The following is an 18,018-nucleotide window of genomic DNA, read 5'->3' as shown; positions in this document are numbered from 1 at the left end:
CCCGCATCGCCTCGCCATGAACCACGATTCCCAGGACGACGCCGCCGACACCAACGACCCCGTCGGCCACCCCGCCGAAAGTGAAGCATCCATGCTGCACCATCGCCGTATCCGCAGCTTCGTCACGCGCGCGGGCCGCGTCTCGGTGGGCCAGCAGCGCGCCATCGACGAACTCGGTCCGCGCTATGTCGTGCCCTACGCCCCGCAGCTCGCCGACTGGGACGCGCTGTTCGGACGCCAGGCGCCGCGCGTGCTGGAAATCGGCTTCGGCATGGGCGCGACCACGGCGGAAATCGCCGCCACCCGGCCGGGCGACGACTTCATCGGCGTGGAAGTGCATGAGCCGGGCGTCGGAGCGCTCCTGAAGCTGATCGGCGAGCGAGGGCTCGGCAACATCCGCATCCTTCAGCACGACGCCGTGGAAGTGCTCGAGCACATGATCGCGCCCGAAAGCCTGGACGGCGTGCACATCTACTTCCCCGATCCGTGGCACAAGTCGCGGCATCACAAGCGCCGCCTGATTCAGCCGAAGTTCGTCGCGCTGCTCGTTTCGCGTATGAGACCCCGCGGCTACATCCATCTGGCGACCGACTGGCAGAACTACGCCGAGCAGATGCTCGAAGTGCTCGCGGCGGAGCCCGCGCTGGAAAACACCGCCGACGGCTATGCGCCGCGCCCGGAGTTCCGTCCGGTCACGAAGTTCGAGCAGCGCGGATTGCGGCTCGGACACGGTGTGTGGGACCTGATGTTCCGCCGCCGCTGAGCGCGGGGGAATCGGCATAGGGGACGGCCATGAGACCGTACCCCTGCCCCACCACCCGGCATGCGGGTCCGCACCGGGCGGTTCGGGAAGTTGAGGTTAAGAGAGTCGAAGTACGCCCAGCCGAGCGAAGTATGCAAGGCTCAGCACGCTATTCAGAAGCTTGCCGCTGTTACGCCACCAGCGACGGCTGTTCGCCGCCACCTGTTGTGCCACAGCAGGCGGTGCGCCCAGCGCACGCAGTTCCCGGTAGATGGTCGGACCGCGGCGCCATTGTTTAAGCTGGATGGCACGCAGCCGGTGACGCATCCACTTGTCGAGAACGAGCCAGACCCATGGCGTTTGCGCCAATCGGAAGTACGCCTTCCAGCCCAGCACATAGGGCCGTAATCGTTCCACCACGTCCTTCATGCTCCGCCCGCCACTTCGGCCGCTCAGTTCACGAATCCGGTGTTTGAACGCCAGCAGCGCTTTGGCCGCCACCTTGCGTTTGACCACACCGCCGGACGCTACCCACAGGCTGTAGCCCAGAAACTTACGACCGAACACACTGGCCACCGCGCTTTTGGTCTCGTTGACCTTCAATCGCAGTCGCCCATACAGACGACGCAGCAGCGCCATCACCCGTTCGCCAGCACGACGGCTGCGAACATAGACGTTCGCATCGTCGGCATAGCGCACGAAGCAGTGGCCGCGCCGCTCCAGTTCCTTGTCCACCTCATCGAGCAACACGTTGGCCAGCAGCGGCGATAACGGCCCGCCCTGCGGCGTGCCCTGTTCGCGCTGCTGGATTGCGCCGCCATCCTTGATGCCGCTCGACAGATACGTCCGGATCAGCCGGATCACCCCGGGGTCTCCGATACGTTTCTGTAGACGGTCGATCAGGATGTCGTGGTTGACCCGGTCGAAGAACTTCTCGAGATCGACGTCCACCACGATTCGCCGACCCGACTGCACGTACGACTGCGCGGCAAGCACCGCGTCGTGCGCACGCCGTCTGGGCCGGAAACCGTAGCTGTGCTCGCTGAAGGTAGGATCCAGAACCGGTTGCAGCACCTGCAGCAACGCCTGCTGGATCAGCCGGTCCGTCACCGTCGGGATGCCAAGCTCGCGCTCACCTCCGTCAGGTTTCGGGATCGTCACCCGCCGTACCGGACTGGGCCGATACGTCCCCTTCAGCAACTGTTCCCGGATCGCCGGCCACGCCGTCACCAGATGGCGCGAAGTCTGGTCAAGATCCAGACCGTCCACGCCAGCAGCTCCCTTGTTAGCCCGTACCCTTTTGAACGCCTGCTTCAGGTTCTCTCTCGTCAGCGCCGCTTGCAGCAGCGATGACCCTGTGTCCCCGGATTCATGGCGCGGGCAACAGGCTTCGTCGCTCATGGGCGTAGACGCAGCTTCACCGCGCGTGCCTCCCGCTCGCCCCGCTTGCGCGGGCATCTGACGCATTGCCTGCCGCATCGACATGACGCTGGACACTCCTTCTCGTTCGGCCCTTCGTCACTAGCTCCGGTCTCATCGACCTGTCCTGTGACTACTACGACCTCTGCTGACTTCTCGCTCCGACTCGACGCCGTCACCCTTTCAGGCATGAGGCGAGATCTCCCCAGGTAAGAACGCACTCCTTCATCGCACAACCGCCGCAATTACGCCGTCTCGCCTTGGTCACGAGAGTTTCGCGGTTGTTTGCCCGCTCACCCTGCTTGACAGCGCCTTCTATGCAGTTCTTGTTCATCGGCTCGCGATTTACGCTCCACGCTTCCTCCCCAACACTCGGTCGCCCTCATGCAGTTGCGCTTCACTTCATTCGCTGCGACCAGCTTATGGCGGGACTTGCACCCGCAGGAGTGCGCCCATGCTGGGCGCACAAACGAAAACGCCACGGCAAGCCGTGGCGTTTCGTCATGGGGCGCGACAAATCAGTCGGCCCAGCTCAACCCGCCGCTATACCCGACGATCAGGATCAGCAAGCCGAAGCCGATGCGATACCACGCGAACGCGGTGAAATCGTGCGAGGCGACGTAGCGCAGCAGCCAGCGCACGCAGACGAAGGCGCTCACGAACGCCGCCACCAGCCCGATGGTGAAGAGTCCCAGATCGTTCACGGTGAGCGTGCGCCAGTACTTCGCCATTTCGTAGAGCGTCGCGCCGAAGATGATCGGGATGGCGAGGAAGAAGGAGAACTCCGTGGCGACGCGCCGCTCGAGCCCGAAGATCATGCCGCCGATGATGGTGGAGCCGGAGCGCGACGTGCCGGGAATCAGGGCGAAGCATTGCGCGAGTCCGACCTTGAAGGCATCCGAATAGGAAAGGTCGTCGACGGATTGCACGCGCGGCGCCGCGGCGCGATCACGCTGGCGCGACTCCGCCCAGAGAATCACGATGCCGCCGACGATCAGCGCCACCGACACCGGCACCGGCGAGAACAGCACCGTCTTGATGCTTTTTTCGAACAGCAGCCCGAGCACGATGGCCGGAATCGTCGCGATGATCACGTTCAGCGTGAAGCGCCGCGCATCGGCACGCGCCGGCAGCCCGGTGACCACCGAGCCGATCTTGGCGCGGTACTCCCAGCAGATCGCGAGGATCGCGCCGAACTGGATGACGACGTCGAACGTTTTCGATTGCGCATCGGTGAAGTTCAGGAGACTGCCCGCGACGATCAGATGTCCGGTGCTCGAGACCGGCAGAAATTCGGTCAACCCCTCGACGATGCCCAGAATGAGCGCCTTAAACATCAGTATCCAGTCCATCCGCAGCCCTTGTTCGTCGTTGTAGCCGTTGGTTTTGGAGCACCGCCCGCGGAGATTTCGAGTTACTTCTCGACGATCTGCACACGTATGCCGTTTGTAAGGACTGTGATTGTACCGGGTTCGTAAGAAACGCCGGCGAACTGGAGTTCCTCGGGCTTGAAGGTGTGGATCGGATAGCGATCGAGCAGTTGCGCCGCGAGTTGCGCGCCGACCGAAGCGATCTGCTGGTTGTACGGGGCGGCGTCGCCGGCGAATTGCGCGTCGTCGACTGTGGGCGAGACGAGGATGACCGAGCGGCTCGGCGCGTCGTAGCCGAGTTGCGTCGAGAGCGTGAATGCGCCGCTCACGGGATTCGGCATGAAGGGCGTCGCGAGGCGCGCATCGACGCGCACCGTCACGCGATTGCGCTCCGCCGCCATGCCGACGACGGGGTTGCTCAGGACGACGTCGAAGATCTGCGAGGCGGTGCGTTGCAGCGGGAACTTGCGGGCGACCGCGGCCTGCACCTGCTGCGTCGAAAATGTGTAGTGGTCCGGAATGAAGGGGAATATCGAGTTCGACGCGGCATGGGCAGTCGATGAGAGTGCGAGTGCTGGCAGCGCCGTCAGCCCTGCCAGCACGAACCGGCGCCGCAGCGGCGCGACGGGTTCCGTCATGCGTGATCCTCCAGTGCTATTTCTTCAAGTCGGCGCCGGGCGGCGCGGTTCGGGATTTGGACCGTCGATCGTCATGACAGTTGCGTCGCGCGCGGCTGCGTCTCGATCTCCAGCCGCTCGATCCACACCAGCGCATGCTCGCGCGTCTCCCCGCACATATCGTCGGAAGGCTGCAAGCCGCTGCAACAAGCGGGCCGCCGCGGATCGCCAAAAATCCTGCAGCGCCAATCGTCGCCAAGCTGCGCGCAGCGCTCGCCCGCGCGCTTTCCATCCGGCATCCCCGGAATCGGGCTCGAGATGGAAGGCGCGATGCAGCACGCGCCGCACCCCTCGCGGCAGGCATGAGGCGAGGAATCGATCGGCATGACGGTATTGAACGGCAGAGACAACGGACCAAACCCGCATTGTCCCATGCCTCGCCTTTGCGCTTCGTCAAATCGGAGCGGGCGGGCTGCGACCTTATCACGCAACGCCGGCGCGCAACGTCGCACTAGACTCGGTCGATCCCCAGAGGCCCGCCATGACACCCGCCGCCCCGCTCTTCCGTCCCGACCTGCTCACGCGCTACGATGCGCACGGCCCGCGCTACACGTCCTATCCGACCGCCGTCCAGTTCACCGATTCCTTCGACACCGCGCATTACCGCGCAGCGGCGCGCAACGGCGGCGCCACGGCCGATCTCTCGCTCTACTTCCACATCCCGTTCTGCGACACCGTCTGCTTCTATTGCGGCTGCAACAAGGTCGCGACGAAGAATCGCGCGCACGCGCGGCCGTACCTCGATCGCATGAAGCGCGAACTGGCGATGCAGGCCGCGCTCTTCGACACGGCGCGACCCGTCACGCAGCTGCACTGGGGCGGCGGCACGCCGACCTTCCTCTCGCACGCCGAGATGGCCGAACTGATGTCCGCGACCGCCAGGCACTTCAATCTCGTTCCCGACGAGCGCGCGGAATACTCGATCGAAGTCGATCCGCGCGAGGCATCGGCGCAAACCATCACCTTGCTGCGCGAGCTCGGCTTCAACCGTCTGAGCCTCGGCGTGCAGGACTTCGACGAGCGCGTGCAGCGCGCGGTCAACCGCATCCAGCCGCGCGCGATGACCGAGACCGTGCTCGACGCCGCGCGCAAGCAGGGCTTCAAATCGGTGAGCGTCGATCTGATCTACGGCCTGCCGCATCAGAGTGTCGAGAGCTTCGCGCGCACGCTCGACGCGATCATCGACCTCGCGCCGGATCGCGTCTCCGTGTTTGGCTACGCGCACATGCCGACGCTCTTCAAGATGCAGCGCCAGATCGACGAAAGCGCGCTGCCCTCGCCGGCCGTGCGCCTCGCCATTCTCGAGCGCGTGATCGCGCGCATGCGCGAGGCGGGCTACGTGTACATCGGCATGGATCACTTCGCGCTGCCCGGCGACGAGCTCGCGCGCGCGTTCGAGGCGGGCACGCTCCAGCGCAACTTCCAGGGCTACAGCACGCATGCGGATTGCGATCTGATCGGCATCGGCGCGTCGTCGATCGGTAAGGTCGGCGACGTCTACGCACAAAACGCCCGCGAGCTCGCCGACTACGCCGCCGCGATCGACGCGGGCGAGCTCGCCATCGCGCGCGGCGTGCGTCTTTCCGCCGACGACGCGCTGCGCCGCGACATCATCATGCGGCTCATGTGCGGCGGCGAGCTGCGCTTCGACGATGTCGGGGAAGCACACGGCATCGAGTTTTCCGCCGCGTTCTCGGGAGAGCTCGCGCGCCTCGCGCCGATGGCCGACGACGGTCTCATCGACCTCTCGCGCGACGCGATCCGCGTGCTTCCCGCGGGACGCATGCTGGTGCGCAACGTCGCGTCCGTGTTCGACCGCTATCTCGGGCAGGCCAGCCTGCGACGCTTCTCGCGGACGATCTGAGCGGCGTTTCATCGGCGCGCGTGCGCGCTTCCTCTTGCGCGATGCGTATTTCTTACCGCGCTGGCTTAGAATGACAGCCACCCTGGGCGCCCGAGCCACACGCCAGACGACGCGCCCGCCCATTCACCGCCGGTGCGGGGCGCATCACGCCTCGCATCGGGCCGCCGTTCGCGAAGCGCAGCGCCTGCGCCCGGTGTTTCGCAAACGGCCACGTCACTGCCCGACGCCATGCCGACTACTTCGCCGCAGTTCGCCCCTCTCGCCCAACTCGCCGCCGATCTTCGCTCCGGCCGCACGACGAGCCGCGCGCTCGTCGAGGCGGCGCTCGAGCGCATCGCGGACCCAGCGAGCCAGGGCTCGACCGTCTTTCTCCACGTCGACGCGGAGCACGCCCGCGCCGCCGCCGACGCGCACGATGCGCTGCGCCGCGCCGGCACCGTGCTTTCGCCGCTCGCGGGCATTCCGGTCTCGATCAAGGATCTCTTCGATATCGAAGGCCAGGTGACGCGCGCCGGCTCGAAAGCGCTGCAGGACGCCACGCCCGCCAAGGCCGATGCCGTGGCAGTCGCGCGCCTGCGCCGCGCGGGCGCCGTGATCGTCGGGCGCACCAACATGAGCGAGTTCGCGTTCTCGGGTCTCGGCCTCAACCCGCACTACGGCACGCCGCGCTCGCCCTGGCGCGCGGACGTGGCGGGCGACGCGCGCATCGCGGGCGGCTCGTCGTCGGGCGCGGCGGCCTCGGTCGCCGACGGCATGTCGGCCGTCGCGCTCGGCACCGACACCGGCGGCTCGATCCGCATCCCCGCCGCGCTGTGCGGCATCACCGGCTTCAAGCCGACCGCGAGCCGCATCCCCAGGCAAGGCGGCGTGCCGCTCTCGAAGACACTCGATTCCTTCGGGCCGATCGGCGTGTCGGTCGCGTGCTGCGCGCTCGTCGATCGCATTCTCGCCGGGCGCGATCCCGGCGTGCCCGCGACGCGTCCGCTCGACGGCGTGCGCCTCGGCGTGCTGACGAACTACGTGACGGAGGGCGTCGAGACGCCGGTGGCGAATGCGGTGGCCGCTGCGGTCAACCATCTGGCGGCGGCAGGCGCGCTCGTGGAAGACGTGCGCTTCGCGCCGCTCGACCGTCTGCCCGAGATCAATCGCTACCCGCTCGTCGCGATCGAAGCCTACGCGTGGCATCGCAAGCTGATGGCCGAGCACGCGAGCGAATACGATCCCCGGGTGTTCGCGCGCCTCAAGCGCGCCGAAGCGGCGAGCGCCGCCGACTACATCGACCTGTGCGAGGCGCGCGCCGCGATGATCGAGGAAGCGCGCACGACGCTCTGGCAGCGCTTCGACGCGATCGTCTGCCCGACCGTGCCCGTGCTGCCGCCGCGCATCGCCGAACTGGAAGCCGACGACGACGCCTTCACGCGCACCAACGCGCTCATCCTGCGCAACCCGACCGTCTTCAACTTCCTCGACGCCTGCGGCCTGTCGCTGCCCTGCCATCCGCGCGGCGAGGCGCCCGTCGGTCTGATGCTCGCGGGCGCGCCGCACGCGGACGACGCCCTCCTGTCGATCGGCCGCGCGGTCGAAGCGGTGCTGGAAACGACGCGCTGAAACGGCGCGCGCATGCGCCGAATGCGCGGCTGATTTTGCGCATTCGGCGTTCGCGCTAGAATTTACCGCGATATCCCGCAACTCAGGTGCTTCCTTCTCGAATCGTTGCGAAACAATGAACAACTCTTTACATCACTTCACCATGCATCAGGGCGACCGGGCCGTGCGCCGCGAGCGACGACTGCTCGTGCTGCTCGGTTTCGTCAGTCTCGGCTTGGTCGGCGGCGCGCTGTATCTCCAGTTCTTTCATCGCGAGGACCCTTGCCCGCTGTGCATCATCCAGCGCTATTTCTTCGTGCTGGTCGCGATCTTCGCGTTCCTCGGCGCGGGCTTCAATAACTGGCGCGGCATCGCGCTGCTGGAAACGCTGGTCGCGATCTCGGCGCTCGGCGGCCTCGCCACGGCCGCGCGTCACGTGTATGTGCAGTCGCATCCGGGCTTCAGTTGCGGCTTCGATGCGCTGCAGCCCTTCGTCGACGGCCTGCCGCCCGCGAGCTGGCTGCCGCAGGTGTTCAGGGTGGCGGGCCTGTGCGAAACGCCTTATCCGCCGATTCTCGGGCTCTCGTTGCCGCAATGGTCGCTGATCGCGTTCGCGCTGATCTTCGTGCTGGTCGTGGCGAGCCTGCGTTTCAAGCGCAAGCTGCGCGCAGCGACCCGGTAGTTTCTGCCGCTTCGCATCAGGCGTTCTTCCGGGGCGGCACTTCAGCGCCGTCCCGCTTTCTCCCGCTTTCCCCGCCCGACGCGTCTTTTTCTTTCGCGCATCAGCACATCCGCATAATCTTGATACGTACCCGACAATATTTTTGGGATATTGCGGTGATATGTTCGTGTCTGGATGGCGATCTACGTGCGCGCAGTCCGTTCCGCTCAAAGACAGCTCGAGGTTTTTCTCACGGCAACCCATGAAGCGGACGGAAACCGCGTAACGCGCGCCTGGTCCGCAATGTCTTCCTGAATCATGACAACGCAAACCATCCGCTTCCTTCAGCACGGCGCCGTGCGCGAGTTCGGCGATGTGCCCGCCACGCGCACGGTGCTTCAGCATCTGCGCGAGACGACGCTTTGCACCGGCACGAAGGAAGGCTGCGCCGAAGGCGATTGCGGCGCATGCACCGTCGTGATCGGCGAACTCGACGCTTCGGGTGCACTCGGGCTGACGGCCGTCAACGCCTGCATCCAGTTTCTGCCGACGCTCGATTCCCGCGCGCTCTTCACCGTCGAAGACCTGCGCGGCGAGGACGGCGCGCTGCATCCGGTGCAGCAGGCGCTCGTCGACTGTCACGGCTCGCAGTGCGGCTTCTGCACGCCGGGCTTCGTGATGTCGCTGTGGGCGCTCTATCACAACCATCCGCGCGACGCGGGGCCGCCTTCGCGCGATGAAATCGCCGCCGCGCTGTCGGGCAATCTGTGCCGCTGCACGGGATATCGCCCGATCCTCGACGCCGCCGAGCGCATGTTCGACTATCCGCGCCCGCCGTTCGACGCCGACGCGATCAAACAGAAGCTCGCCGCGCTGCGTCGCACGCAGACCTTCGAATACCGCGCGCCCGATGCGCGCGGCGCAGCCTTCGGCACGCCGGCATTCCGCGCGCCGGTCACGCGCGCCGAGTTCGCGCGGCTGCGCGCCGAGCATCCGGACGCGCGTCTGCTCGCGGGCAGCACCGACGTCGGCCTGTGGGTCACCAAGCAGTTCCGCGATCTCGGCGACATCCTGTTCATCGGCAACGTCGACGAGCTGAAGAAAATCGAGCGCGACGCGCGATACCTGACGATCGGCGCGGCGGCTTCGCTCGAAGACGCCTACGCCGCACTCACTTCCGACTATCCGGAGCTCGCCGAACTCTGGACGCGCTTCGCCTCGCGCCCCATCCGCAACGCGGGCACGCTCGGGGGCAACGTGGCGAACGGCTCGCCGATCGGCGACTCGATGCCCGCGCTCATCGCGCTGAACGCGGAGCTGGTGCTGCAGAAAGGCGAGAAGACCCGCACGATGCCGCTCGATGCGTTCTATCTCGGCTATCAGAAGACCGCGCTCGAAGCGGGCGAATTCGTCGCGGCGATCCGCGTGCCGCGCCCCGTCGCCGCGGTGCGCTTTCGCACCTACAAGGTGGCGAAGCGCTACGACCAGGACATTTCGGCCGTGTGCGCGGCGTTCGCGATCCAGCTCGACGACGAGCATCGCGTGACGCGCGCGCGCATCGCGTTCGGCGGCATGGCCGCGACGCCGAAGCGCGCGCCGAACGCCGAGGCGGCGCTCGTGGGCCACGAATGGAACGAAGCCGGCGCGCGCGCCGCGATGGCCGCGCTCGACGCCGATTTTCAGCCGCTCACCGACATGCGCGCGTCGAGCGCCTATCGCGCCAAGGTGGCGCGCAACGTGCTGTGGCGCTTCTATCTGGAGACGCGCCGCGATGCCCCGCTAGCGCTCGCCGAGGTGAACGCCTTCGCGTACGAAGCGCGTGCGGCTTCCGAGGAGCAGCCATGAACAAGGCCAGTGAACCGGTCGGCTTCGATCCCGCGGCGGACGCGGCGGGACTGGCGCTGCCGCACGAATCGGCCGCGTTGCACGTGAGCGGCGAGGCGGTCTACACGGACGACCTTCCCGAGCTGCGCGGCACGCTGCACGCGGCGCTCGGATTGTCGCGGCACGCGCATGCGCGCATCGTCTCGCTCGATCTGGATGCGGTGCGCGCGGCGCCCGGCGTCGTCGCGGTGCTGACGGCCGCCGACATTCCCGGCGAAAACAATTGCGGCCCCGTGCTGCACGACGATCCGATCCTCGCCGCCGACGAAGTCCAGTACCTCGGCCAGCCGGTGTTCGCCGTCGTCGCCGAGAGTCACGATCTGGCCCGCCGCGCCGCCGCGCTCGCGAAGAGCGAGGATGTCGTGCGCTACGAGCCGCTCGAGGCCGTGCTCACACCGCGCGAAGCGAAGGCGCGCAACCAGTTCGTGCTGCCGCCGCTGCATCTGCGGCGCGGCGATCCGGCCGGGCGCATCGCGGCGGCGAAGCATCGCCTCGCGGGAGAATTCGAAGTCGGCGGGCAGGAGCAGTTCTATCTCGAAGGACAAGTCGCCTACGCCGTGCCGAAGGAGCAGGACGGCATGCTCGTCCACAGCTCGACTCAGCATCCGAGCGAGATGCAGCAGGTCGTCGCGCACATGCTCGGCTGGCCGACCCACGCCGTGCTGTGCGAATGCCGGCGCATGGGCGGCGGCTTCGGCGGCAAGGAATCGCAATCGGCGCTGTTCGCCTGCGTGGCGGCGCTCGCGGCGCATAGGCTGAAGCGCCCGGTGAAGCTGCGCGCCGATCGCGACGACGACTTCATGATCACCGGCAAGCGCCACGACGCGGTCTACGAGTACGAATGCGGCTTCGACGACGACGGGCGCATCGTGGGTGCGCGCGTCGAAATCGCATTGCGCGCGGGCTATTCGGCGGATTTGTCGGGCGCGGTCGCGACGCGCGCGGTCTGTCACTTCGACAACGCCTACTATCTGAGCGACGTCGACATCCGCGCGCTGTGCTGCAAGACCAACACGCAGTCGAACACGGCGTTTCGCGGCTTCGGCGGCCCGCAAGGCGCGCTCGTGATGGAAGTGATGCTCGACGAGATCGCGCATCGCCTGAAACGCGATCCGCTCGACGTGCGGCGCGCTAACTTCTACGGCATCGGCGAGCGCAACGTCACGCCGTATGGCCAGCCGGTCGCCGACAACGTGATCGCCCCCTTGACCGACGAACTCGTCGCGTCCAGCGATTACCTCGCGCGCCGCGCCGCAATCGCCGCGTTCAATGCGAAGAGCGCCGTGCTCAAGCGCGGCATCGCGTTCACGCCGGTCAAGTTCGGCATCTCGTTCAACGTGCCGTTCCTGAACCAGGCGGGCGCGCTCGTGCACGTCTACAAGGACGGCTCCGCGCTCGTGAATCACGGCGGCACCGAGATGGGCCAGGGGCTCAACACGAAGGTCGCGCAAGTAGTCGCGAGCGTGCTCGGCATCGGCCTGCCGCGGGTGCGTGTGACGGCCACGGATACCTCGAAGGTCGCGAACACGTCGGCGACGGCGGCGTCGACCGGCAGCGACCTGAACGGCAAGGCGGCCGAAGCCGCGGCGCTCGCGATCCGCGCGCGTCTCGCCGAACTCGCCGCGAGGCAGCTCGGCGGCAACGCGGCGGATGTGCGCTTTCACGGCGGCCTGGTGGAAGTGAACGGCGGGCAGATGCCCTTCGATCAACTCGTCGCGGCCGCGTATCTCGCGCGCGTGCAGCTGTGGTCGGACGGCTTTTATTCGACGCCGAAAGTCCACTGGGACGCGAAGACGCTGCAGGGCCACCCGTTCTATTACTTCGCGTATGGCGCGGCCGTGTCGGAAGTGGTCGTCGATACGCTCACCGGCGAATGGAAGCTCCTGCGCGCCGATCTTCTGCACGATGCGGGACGCTCGATCAATCCGGCCATCGATATCGGCCAGGTGGAAGGCGGCTTCATCCAGGGCATGGGCTGGCTCACGACGGAGGAGCTCTGGTGGAACCGCGACGGGCGCCTGATGACGCACGCGCCCTCGACCTACAAGATTCCCGCCGTGAGCGACACGCCCGCGACGTTCAACGTCGCGCTCTTTCGCAACGCCGGCAACGACAACGCCGAGCCGACGATCTTCCGCTCGAAGGCGGTCGGCGAACCGCCGCTGCTGCTGTCGTTTTCGGTGCTGCTCGCGATTCGCGCGGCAATCGCGGCGGCTTGCGCGGATTCGCCCGATGCGCCGAAGCTGCGCGCGCCCGCGACACCCGAAGCGATTCTCGACGCGCTGGACGCGCTTGCCACCCAGGCATCGGAACGGGCGAAGGAAGCCGCACCGGTAAACTAACGCCTGCGACGAACCCGCGCACGATCAACGCACACCCGACGATCAACTGGAGCTCACTCGATGCAAGTTTGGCTGAACGACCTGCAGCACCTGCTCGCGCACGGCGACGCCGTCGTGCTCGTGACGGTCGCGCGTGTCGAGGGCTCCGCGCCGCGCGAGCCGGGCACGAAGATGATCGTCACGCGCGAGGACGCACGCTACACGATCGGTGGCGGCCATCTGGAATGGAAGGCCATCGAGACCGCCCGGCAAGTACTGAAGGACGGCATGCGCAGCCCGCGCATGAGACGGCTCGAGCGTTTCGCGCTCGGGCCCAGCCTCGGCCAGTGCTGCGGCGGCGCGGTCGTGCTGGCGTTCGAACGGCTCGACGTAGGGGATCTGAACTGGGTCACATCGCTTGCGAAGCGCACGGCGCAGGGTCTTTCGACCGTGCGCAGCGTGTCCTTCGCGCCGATGCCCGACGCGGTGATGCTCTCCGACCCCGAGCCGGGCGCAACCGACGCCGACTGCCTGCTGTGGGACGGCGCCGGTTTCGACGAAAGCGGCGCGCTGCTCACCGAGACCATCGCGCCGCGCGACTTCCAGGTCGTGCTGTTCGGCGCGGGCCACGTGGGCGCGGCGCTCGTGCGCGTGCTGGCGACGCTGCCCTGCCACGTGACGTGGGTCGACGAGCGCGACGCGGCGTTTCCCGCGCCGCAGTTCGTGCCGGACAACGTGACCGTCGAGCCGAACGACGCACCCGACGAAGCCGTGGACAACGCGCCGCCCAACGCGTACTTCATCGTGATGACGCACAACCACACGGTGGATCTCGCGCTGGCCGAACGCATCCTTGCGCGCGGCGACTTCGCGTTCTTCGGCATGATCGGCTCGTACACGAAGAAGAAGCAGTTCGAGCATCGGCTCGCGGCGCGCGGCATCGACCCCGCGCGCATCGCGCGGATGGTGTGTCCGATCGGCGTCGACGGCATCGTCGACAAGGCGCCCGAAGTGATCGCCGTTGCAGCGGCAGCCCAGTTGCTGCAGGCGGTCGAAGCCAATGCGCACGCGCGTGCATCGTCGCAGCAGACCGCCTGAGCCGCAGGCGGACATCGAAGCCCCAACACAATAAAGCCCATGAATCCCACACTCGCTGACAAGATCGCGCATGCGCCAAAAGCGGAACTGCATATCCATATCGAAGGGTCGCTCGAGCCCGAGCTGATTTTCGAGCTGGCCAGGCGCAATGACGTGAAGCTCGCGTACGACTCCATCGATGCACTGCGCGCCGCCTACGCGTTTACGGACCTGCAATCGTTCCTCGACATCTACTACGCCGGCGCAAGCGTGCTGCTGCATGAGCAGGACTTCTACGACATGACGCTGGCCTACGTCGAGCGCGCGCTCGCCGATCACGTCACGCATGCGGAAATCTTCTTCGATCCGCAGACGCATACGGAACGCGGCGTGCCGATCGAAACGGTCGTCGCCGGCATCGAGCGCGCGCTCGCCGAAGGCGAAAGGCGCGGTCTCACGTCGAAGCTGATTCTGTGTTTCCTGCGGCATCTCCCGGAAGAAGATGCGCTCGCCACTTACGAAAGCGCCCTGCCGCTGTTCGACAAGTACCCGCATCGCCTGATCGGGGTCGGGCTCGATTCGTCCGAACGCGGTCATCCGCCGTCGAAATTCGAGCGCGTGTTCGCGAAGGCGCGCGAGCGCGGCCTCAAGCTCGTCGCGCATGCGGGCGAGGAAGGACCGCCGTCGTATGTCTATGAAGCGCTCGATCTGCTGAAAGTGGATCGCGTCGATCACGGCGTGCGCAGCATCGAGGATGCGGCGCTCGTCGCGCGGCTGGCCGATTCGCGCATTGCATTGACCGTGTGCCCGCTCTCGAACCTCAAGCTCTGCGTGTTCGACGACATGACGAAGCACACGCTGAAAGACCTGCTGGATCAGGGCGTCGCGGTGATGATCAACTCCGACGATCCCGCGTACTTCGGCGGCTACGTCAACGCGAACTACTTCGCGATCGTCGACGCGCTGAAGCTCTCGGAAGACGAGGCCTACACGCTGCTGCGCAACAGCCTCGAAGCGTCGTTCGTCACCGACGAAGAACGCGCCGCGATGATCGCGCGCCTCAACACGTACTGGAAGCAGTAAAGCGCATGGAAACGACAGCAACACCACAACAAGACTCGACCGCGCTCGAACGTTTCTTCGGCATCCGTGCGGCGGGCTCGCGCACCAAGACGGAAATCGTCGCGGGCATCACGACGTTCCTCACGGCGATGTACATCATCGTCGTCAATCCGGGCATTCTCTCGCAGGCGGGCGTGCCCTTTCCGGCCGCCCTGACGGCGACCGTGATCGTCAGCTTCCTGGGCAGCTGCGCAATGGGACTGTACGCGCGCAATCCGGTGCTCGTCGCGCCCGGCATGGGCATGAACGCGCTGTTCGCGTTCGTCATGGTTCACGGCGGCAAGATGCCGTGGCAGACCGCGCTCGGCTGCGTGTTCTGGTCCGGCGTGATCTTCGCGGTGCTCGCGGCGTTCAACGCGCGCAAGCTCGTCGTCGATGCGATTCCCGCGAACCTGCGGCATGCGGTGTCGTGCGGCATCGGCCTGTTCATCAGTCTCATCGGGCTCGTGAACGCGAAGTTCGTCGTCGGCGATCCGGTCACGATCGTGCATTCGGCGTCACTGAATCCGGTCGTCGTCACGTTCCTCGTCGGCCTCGCCGTCACGACCATTCTCGTCGCGCGCAAGGTCACGGGCGCGCTGATGCTCGGCATCGTGTTCACGACGATCATCGCGATTCCCATCGGCCGCTTCTACGGCGACGGCACCGCGTACTGGCCCGCCGCCATCGCCACCAAAACGCTCGTGAACTGGAACGGCCTGTTCGCCGCGCCGGACTTTTCCGCCCTCGGCCAACTGGATCTCACAGGCTCGCTGAAGGTGATCTACTGGCCGTTCATCTTCGTGATGCTGTTCACGTCGTTCTTCGACGCGCTCTCCACCTTCATGGCGATTTCCGAGGCCGGCAAGCTCTTCGACCGTGACGGCAACCCGCGCAACATCCGTCAGTCGATGATGGTCGATTCCTTCTCCGCGCTGATTTCCGCGCCGCTCGGCACGAGCCCGGCGAATGCGTACATCGAATCGGCGGCGGGCATTTCGGCGGGCGGACGCACGGGGCTCGTCGCCGTGGTCGCCGGTTTGTGCTTTCTGCCCTTCCTGTTCCTTTCGCCGCTGCTCTCGCTCGTGCCTGCGATCGCGACCGCGCCCGCGCTCGTGCTCGTCGGCGTGTTCATGATGGAAGCGATCACGCAGATCGAATGGCATCGCTTCGACGAAGCCATTCCCGCGTTCCTCGCGATGATCCTGATTCCGCTGACCTACTCGATCACCGACGGCGTCGCGTACGGCTTTCTCGCGTTCGTCGTGCTGAAGTCGGCGACGGGACGCGCGAGGGAAATCAAGCCGGCGATGTGGATCATCGCGGCCTTTTCGTTAGTGCTGCTTTCGCAGTTGTAGTCCTTCTCAATAGAAATCGGAGACGTTGCATCATGACTCAAACCGCCTACCGCGCCCAGTTGCTGACCTTCCGGGAAGATCCCGCGCATGCCGCTGACGGCGCGGTCCATGAGGCCGATGGCCTCCTGATCGTCGAGGACGGCAAGGTGGTCGCGGCAGGCGCGCATGCGTCCGTGCGCGACAGGCTCGCCGCCGACGCGACCGTGCACACCATGCGCGACAAGCTGATCGTGCCGGGCTTCATCGACTCGCACATTCACTATCCGCAGACGGACATGATCGCGTCACCCGCGCCGGGCCTCTTGCCGTGGCTCAACACCTACACGTTCCCGACCGAGCGCGGCTTCGAGAATCCCGCGGTCGCGCGCGAGACCGCGAGCTTTTTCATCGACGAGCTGCTCGCGTGCGGCACGACGACCGCGCTCGTCTACTGCACGGTGCACAAGCAATCCGCCGATGCCTTCTTCACCGAGAGCGAAGCGCGCAATCTGCGCATGGTCGCGGGCAAGGTGCTGATGGACCGCAACTGCCCCGAGTTCCTGCGCGACACCGCGCAATCCGGCTATGACGACAGTGCCGAGCTGATCGCGCGCTGGCACGGCCGCGGCCGACAGCATTACGCGCTGACGCCGCGCTTCGCGCCGACCTCGACGGAAGCGCAACTCGAAGCGTGCGGCGCGCTCGCGCAGAAGCACCAGGACGTGTTCATCCAGAGCCACGTCGCGGAGAACACCGACGAGATCAAGTGGGTCGAGAGTCTGTTTCCGGGGCATCGCAGCTATCTGGACATCTACGATCACTACGGCCTGCTGCGCCGCCGCGCGGTGTACGGCCACTGCATCCATCTCGACGACCGCGACCGCGAGCGCATGGCGGAAACCGGCGCGGTGGCGTCGCATTGCCCGACATCGAATCTCTTTCTCGGCAGCGGCCTGTTCGACTTCGAGAAGGCCGGCGCGTCGAACATGCCGGTCGCGCTGGCGACGGACGTCGGCGGCGGCACGTCGTTCTCCATGTTGCAGACGATGGGCGCCGCGCACAAGATCGCGCGCCTGACCGGCCATCATCTGACCGCGACGCGCATGTTCTGGCTCGCGACCACGGGCGCCGCGCAGGTGCTCGAACTCGACGACAAGATCGGCACGCTCGCGGCCGGCAGCGAAGCGGATTTCGTCGTGCTCGATCCGAAGGCGACGCCGCTGCTCGCGCGCCGCACGGCGCGCACGGAGACGCTCGAAGAGCTGCTGTTCGCATTCGCGCTGCTCGGCGACGACCGTGCGGTGTTCGAAACCTATGCGGCAGGCAAGCGGGTGCATGCGCGCGACAAGCGGAAGACGGCGAAGCTGGAACTGGCGGCTTGATCGAGTCGCTGCAAGAGGTAAGACAAGCGCCCTTCACTTTCGAAGGGCGTTTCTGTATGGCGACTCACACCGCACGCGACGATTCGCTCGACGAACCGAGCACATTTATTGCATTCTCGTTAAAGTGCTGGCTGTCACGAACCTTGCGTCGCCATGAAGAAGCTCGCCGCCCGGATCCTTCGCTTTTGCCCGCCGATGGCGCTCGCCTCGCTCGGCGCGCTCGCCCATGCCCAGTCGCTCGACGCGCAACTCGACTGCAAATCGACGCCGCACGACTTCATCGCGCCGCTGCAGGAAAATCACCTGCTCGAAACAAAGCCGATGCGGGTCGAGCCGAACTCGATCAACGCGTTCAGGCCCGTGAAGGGCGCGACGTTGACGGCCTACGGATTCAAGGTCTACGCGCTGGTGGCGTACCAGAAGGACGACCCGCTCTTCAGGCAGGGCAAGGGCGAACCGATCGGGGATGCGGCGTATGGCGCCGTCGTCTGGGGCGGCGACGTCGAAGTCGAGCAGAAGGTGCGCGACGCGGGCAGCGACGCGGTCGTGCACCACGTCGCGCCCTTCATCACGGCAATTTTTTGCAAGCCTTGAAC

At 66.3% G+C, this 18,018-nt stretch carries 15 protein-coding genes; 11 read left to right on the top strand and 4 right to left on the bottom strand.

Annotation, left to right across the window (positions count from 1 at the left end; translation table 11 throughout):
- Positions 1–16: 16 nt before the first annotated feature.
- The gene (gene trmB, locus AWB83_RS10575) at positions 17–763 is read left to right on the top strand and encodes a tRNA (guanosine(46)-N7)-methyltransferase TrmB (RefSeq protein WP_087044994.1); all 747 of its coding nucleotides are present in this window, start codon (positions 17–19) and stop codon (positions 761–763) included.
- Between the two features lie 96 nt (positions 764–859).
- On the opposite strand, the gene ltrA is transcribed toward trmB, so the two are convergent.
- The 4 genes from ltrA to AWB83_RS10550 form a co-directional block, all read right to left on the bottom strand.
- A complete protein-coding gene (ltrA, locus tag AWB83_RS10570) occupies positions 860–2,227 on the bottom strand; it encodes a group II intron reverse transcriptase/maturase (protein ID WP_087044992.1) in 1,368 nt (455 codons plus the stop codon).
- Positions 2,228–2,679: 452 nt separating this feature from the next.
- Positions 2,680–3,513, bottom strand: a complete 834-nt coding sequence (locus AWB83_RS10560) for an undecaprenyl-diphosphate phosphatase (protein ID WP_087044990.1) — start codon at positions 3,511–3,513, stop codon at positions 2,680–2,682.
- A gap of 62 nt (positions 3,514–3,575) precedes the next feature.
- On the bottom strand, positions 3,576–4,169 hold the full coding sequence (locus AWB83_RS10555; RefSeq protein WP_087044988.1) for a DUF1439 domain-containing protein: 594 nt from the start codon (positions 4,167–4,169) through the stop codon (positions 3,576–3,578).
- Positions 4,170–4,240: 71 nt separating this feature from the next.
- Positions 4,241–4,534, bottom strand: coding sequence for a YkgJ family cysteine cluster protein (locus AWB83_RS10550; RefSeq protein WP_087044986.1), 294 nt, complete (start codon positions 4,532–4,534; stop codon positions 4,241–4,243).
- Between the two features lie 155 nt (positions 4,535–4,689).
- Between AWB83_RS10550 and hemN the strand changes: the two genes are divergently transcribed.
- From hemN to AWB83_RS10500, 10 genes are all read left to right on the top strand, one after another.
- A complete protein-coding gene (hemN, locus tag AWB83_RS10545; protein WP_087044984.1) occupies positions 4,690–6,072 on the top strand; it encodes an oxygen-independent coproporphyrinogen III oxidase in 1,383 nt (460 codons plus the stop codon).
- A 228-nt stretch (positions 6,073–6,300) separates the two neighbouring features.
- Positions 6,301–7,680, top strand: a complete 1,380-nt coding sequence (locus tag AWB83_RS10540; RefSeq protein ID WP_087044982.1) for an amidase — start codon at positions 6,301–6,303, stop codon at positions 7,678–7,680.
- A 142-nt stretch (positions 7,681–7,822) separates the two neighbouring features.
- Positions 7,823–8,341, top strand: a complete 519-nt coding sequence (locus tag AWB83_RS10535; protein WP_087044979.1) for a disulfide bond formation protein B — start codon at positions 7,823–7,825, stop codon at positions 8,339–8,341.
- Positions 8,342–8,638: 297 nt separating this feature from the next.
- On the top strand, positions 8,639–10,165 hold the full coding sequence (gene xdhA / locus AWB83_RS10530; RefSeq protein WP_087044977.1) for a xanthine dehydrogenase small subunit: 1,527 nt from the start codon (positions 8,639–8,641) through the stop codon (positions 10,163–10,165).
- Complete coding sequence (gene xdhB / locus AWB83_RS10525) at positions 10,162–12,546, top strand: xanthine dehydrogenase molybdopterin binding subunit (RefSeq protein WP_087044975.1); 2,385 nt, start codon at positions 10,162–10,164, stop codon at positions 12,544–12,546. Before xdhA ends, xdhB begins: the two co-directional genes overlap by 4 nt.
- 60 nt (positions 12,547–12,606) lie before the next feature.
- Positions 12,607–13,623, top strand: a complete 1,017-nt coding sequence (gene xdhC, locus AWB83_RS10520) for a xanthine dehydrogenase accessory protein XdhC (RefSeq protein WP_087044973.1) — start codon at positions 12,607–12,609, stop codon at positions 13,621–13,623.
- 39 nt (positions 13,624–13,662) lie between these two features.
- On the top strand, positions 13,663–14,685 hold the full coding sequence (locus AWB83_RS10515) for an adenosine deaminase (protein WP_087044971.1): 1,023 nt from the start codon (positions 13,663–13,665) through the stop codon (positions 14,683–14,685).
- Positions 14,686–14,690: 5 nt separating this feature from the next.
- The gene (locus AWB83_RS10510) at positions 14,691–16,061 is read left to right on the top strand and encodes an NCS2 family permease (protein WP_087044969.1); all 1,371 of its coding nucleotides are present in this window, start codon (positions 14,691–14,693) and stop codon (positions 16,059–16,061) included.
- A 32-nt stretch (positions 16,062–16,093) separates the two neighbouring features.
- The gene (guaD, locus tag AWB83_RS10505; RefSeq protein WP_087044967.1) at positions 16,094–17,422 is read left to right on the top strand and encodes a guanine deaminase; all 1,329 of its coding nucleotides are present in this window, start codon (positions 16,094–16,096) and stop codon (positions 17,420–17,422) included.
- A 153-nt stretch (positions 17,423–17,575) separates the two neighbouring features.
- Entirely contained in the window at positions 17,576–18,016 is a 441-nt protein-coding gene (locus tag AWB83_RS10500) for a hypothetical protein (RefSeq protein ID WP_087044965.1), read from the top strand.
- The last annotated feature ends 2 nt before the right edge of the window (positions 18,017–18,018 follow it).

Source organism: Caballeronia ptereochthonis (assembly GCF_001545075.1).
Taxonomy (GTDB): Bacteria; Pseudomonadota; Gammaproteobacteria; order Burkholderiales; family Burkholderiaceae; genus Caballeronia; species Caballeronia ptereochthonis.
Note: the sequence above shows the minus strand (reverse complement) of the source record. Positions and strands in the feature narration are given on the sequence as shown.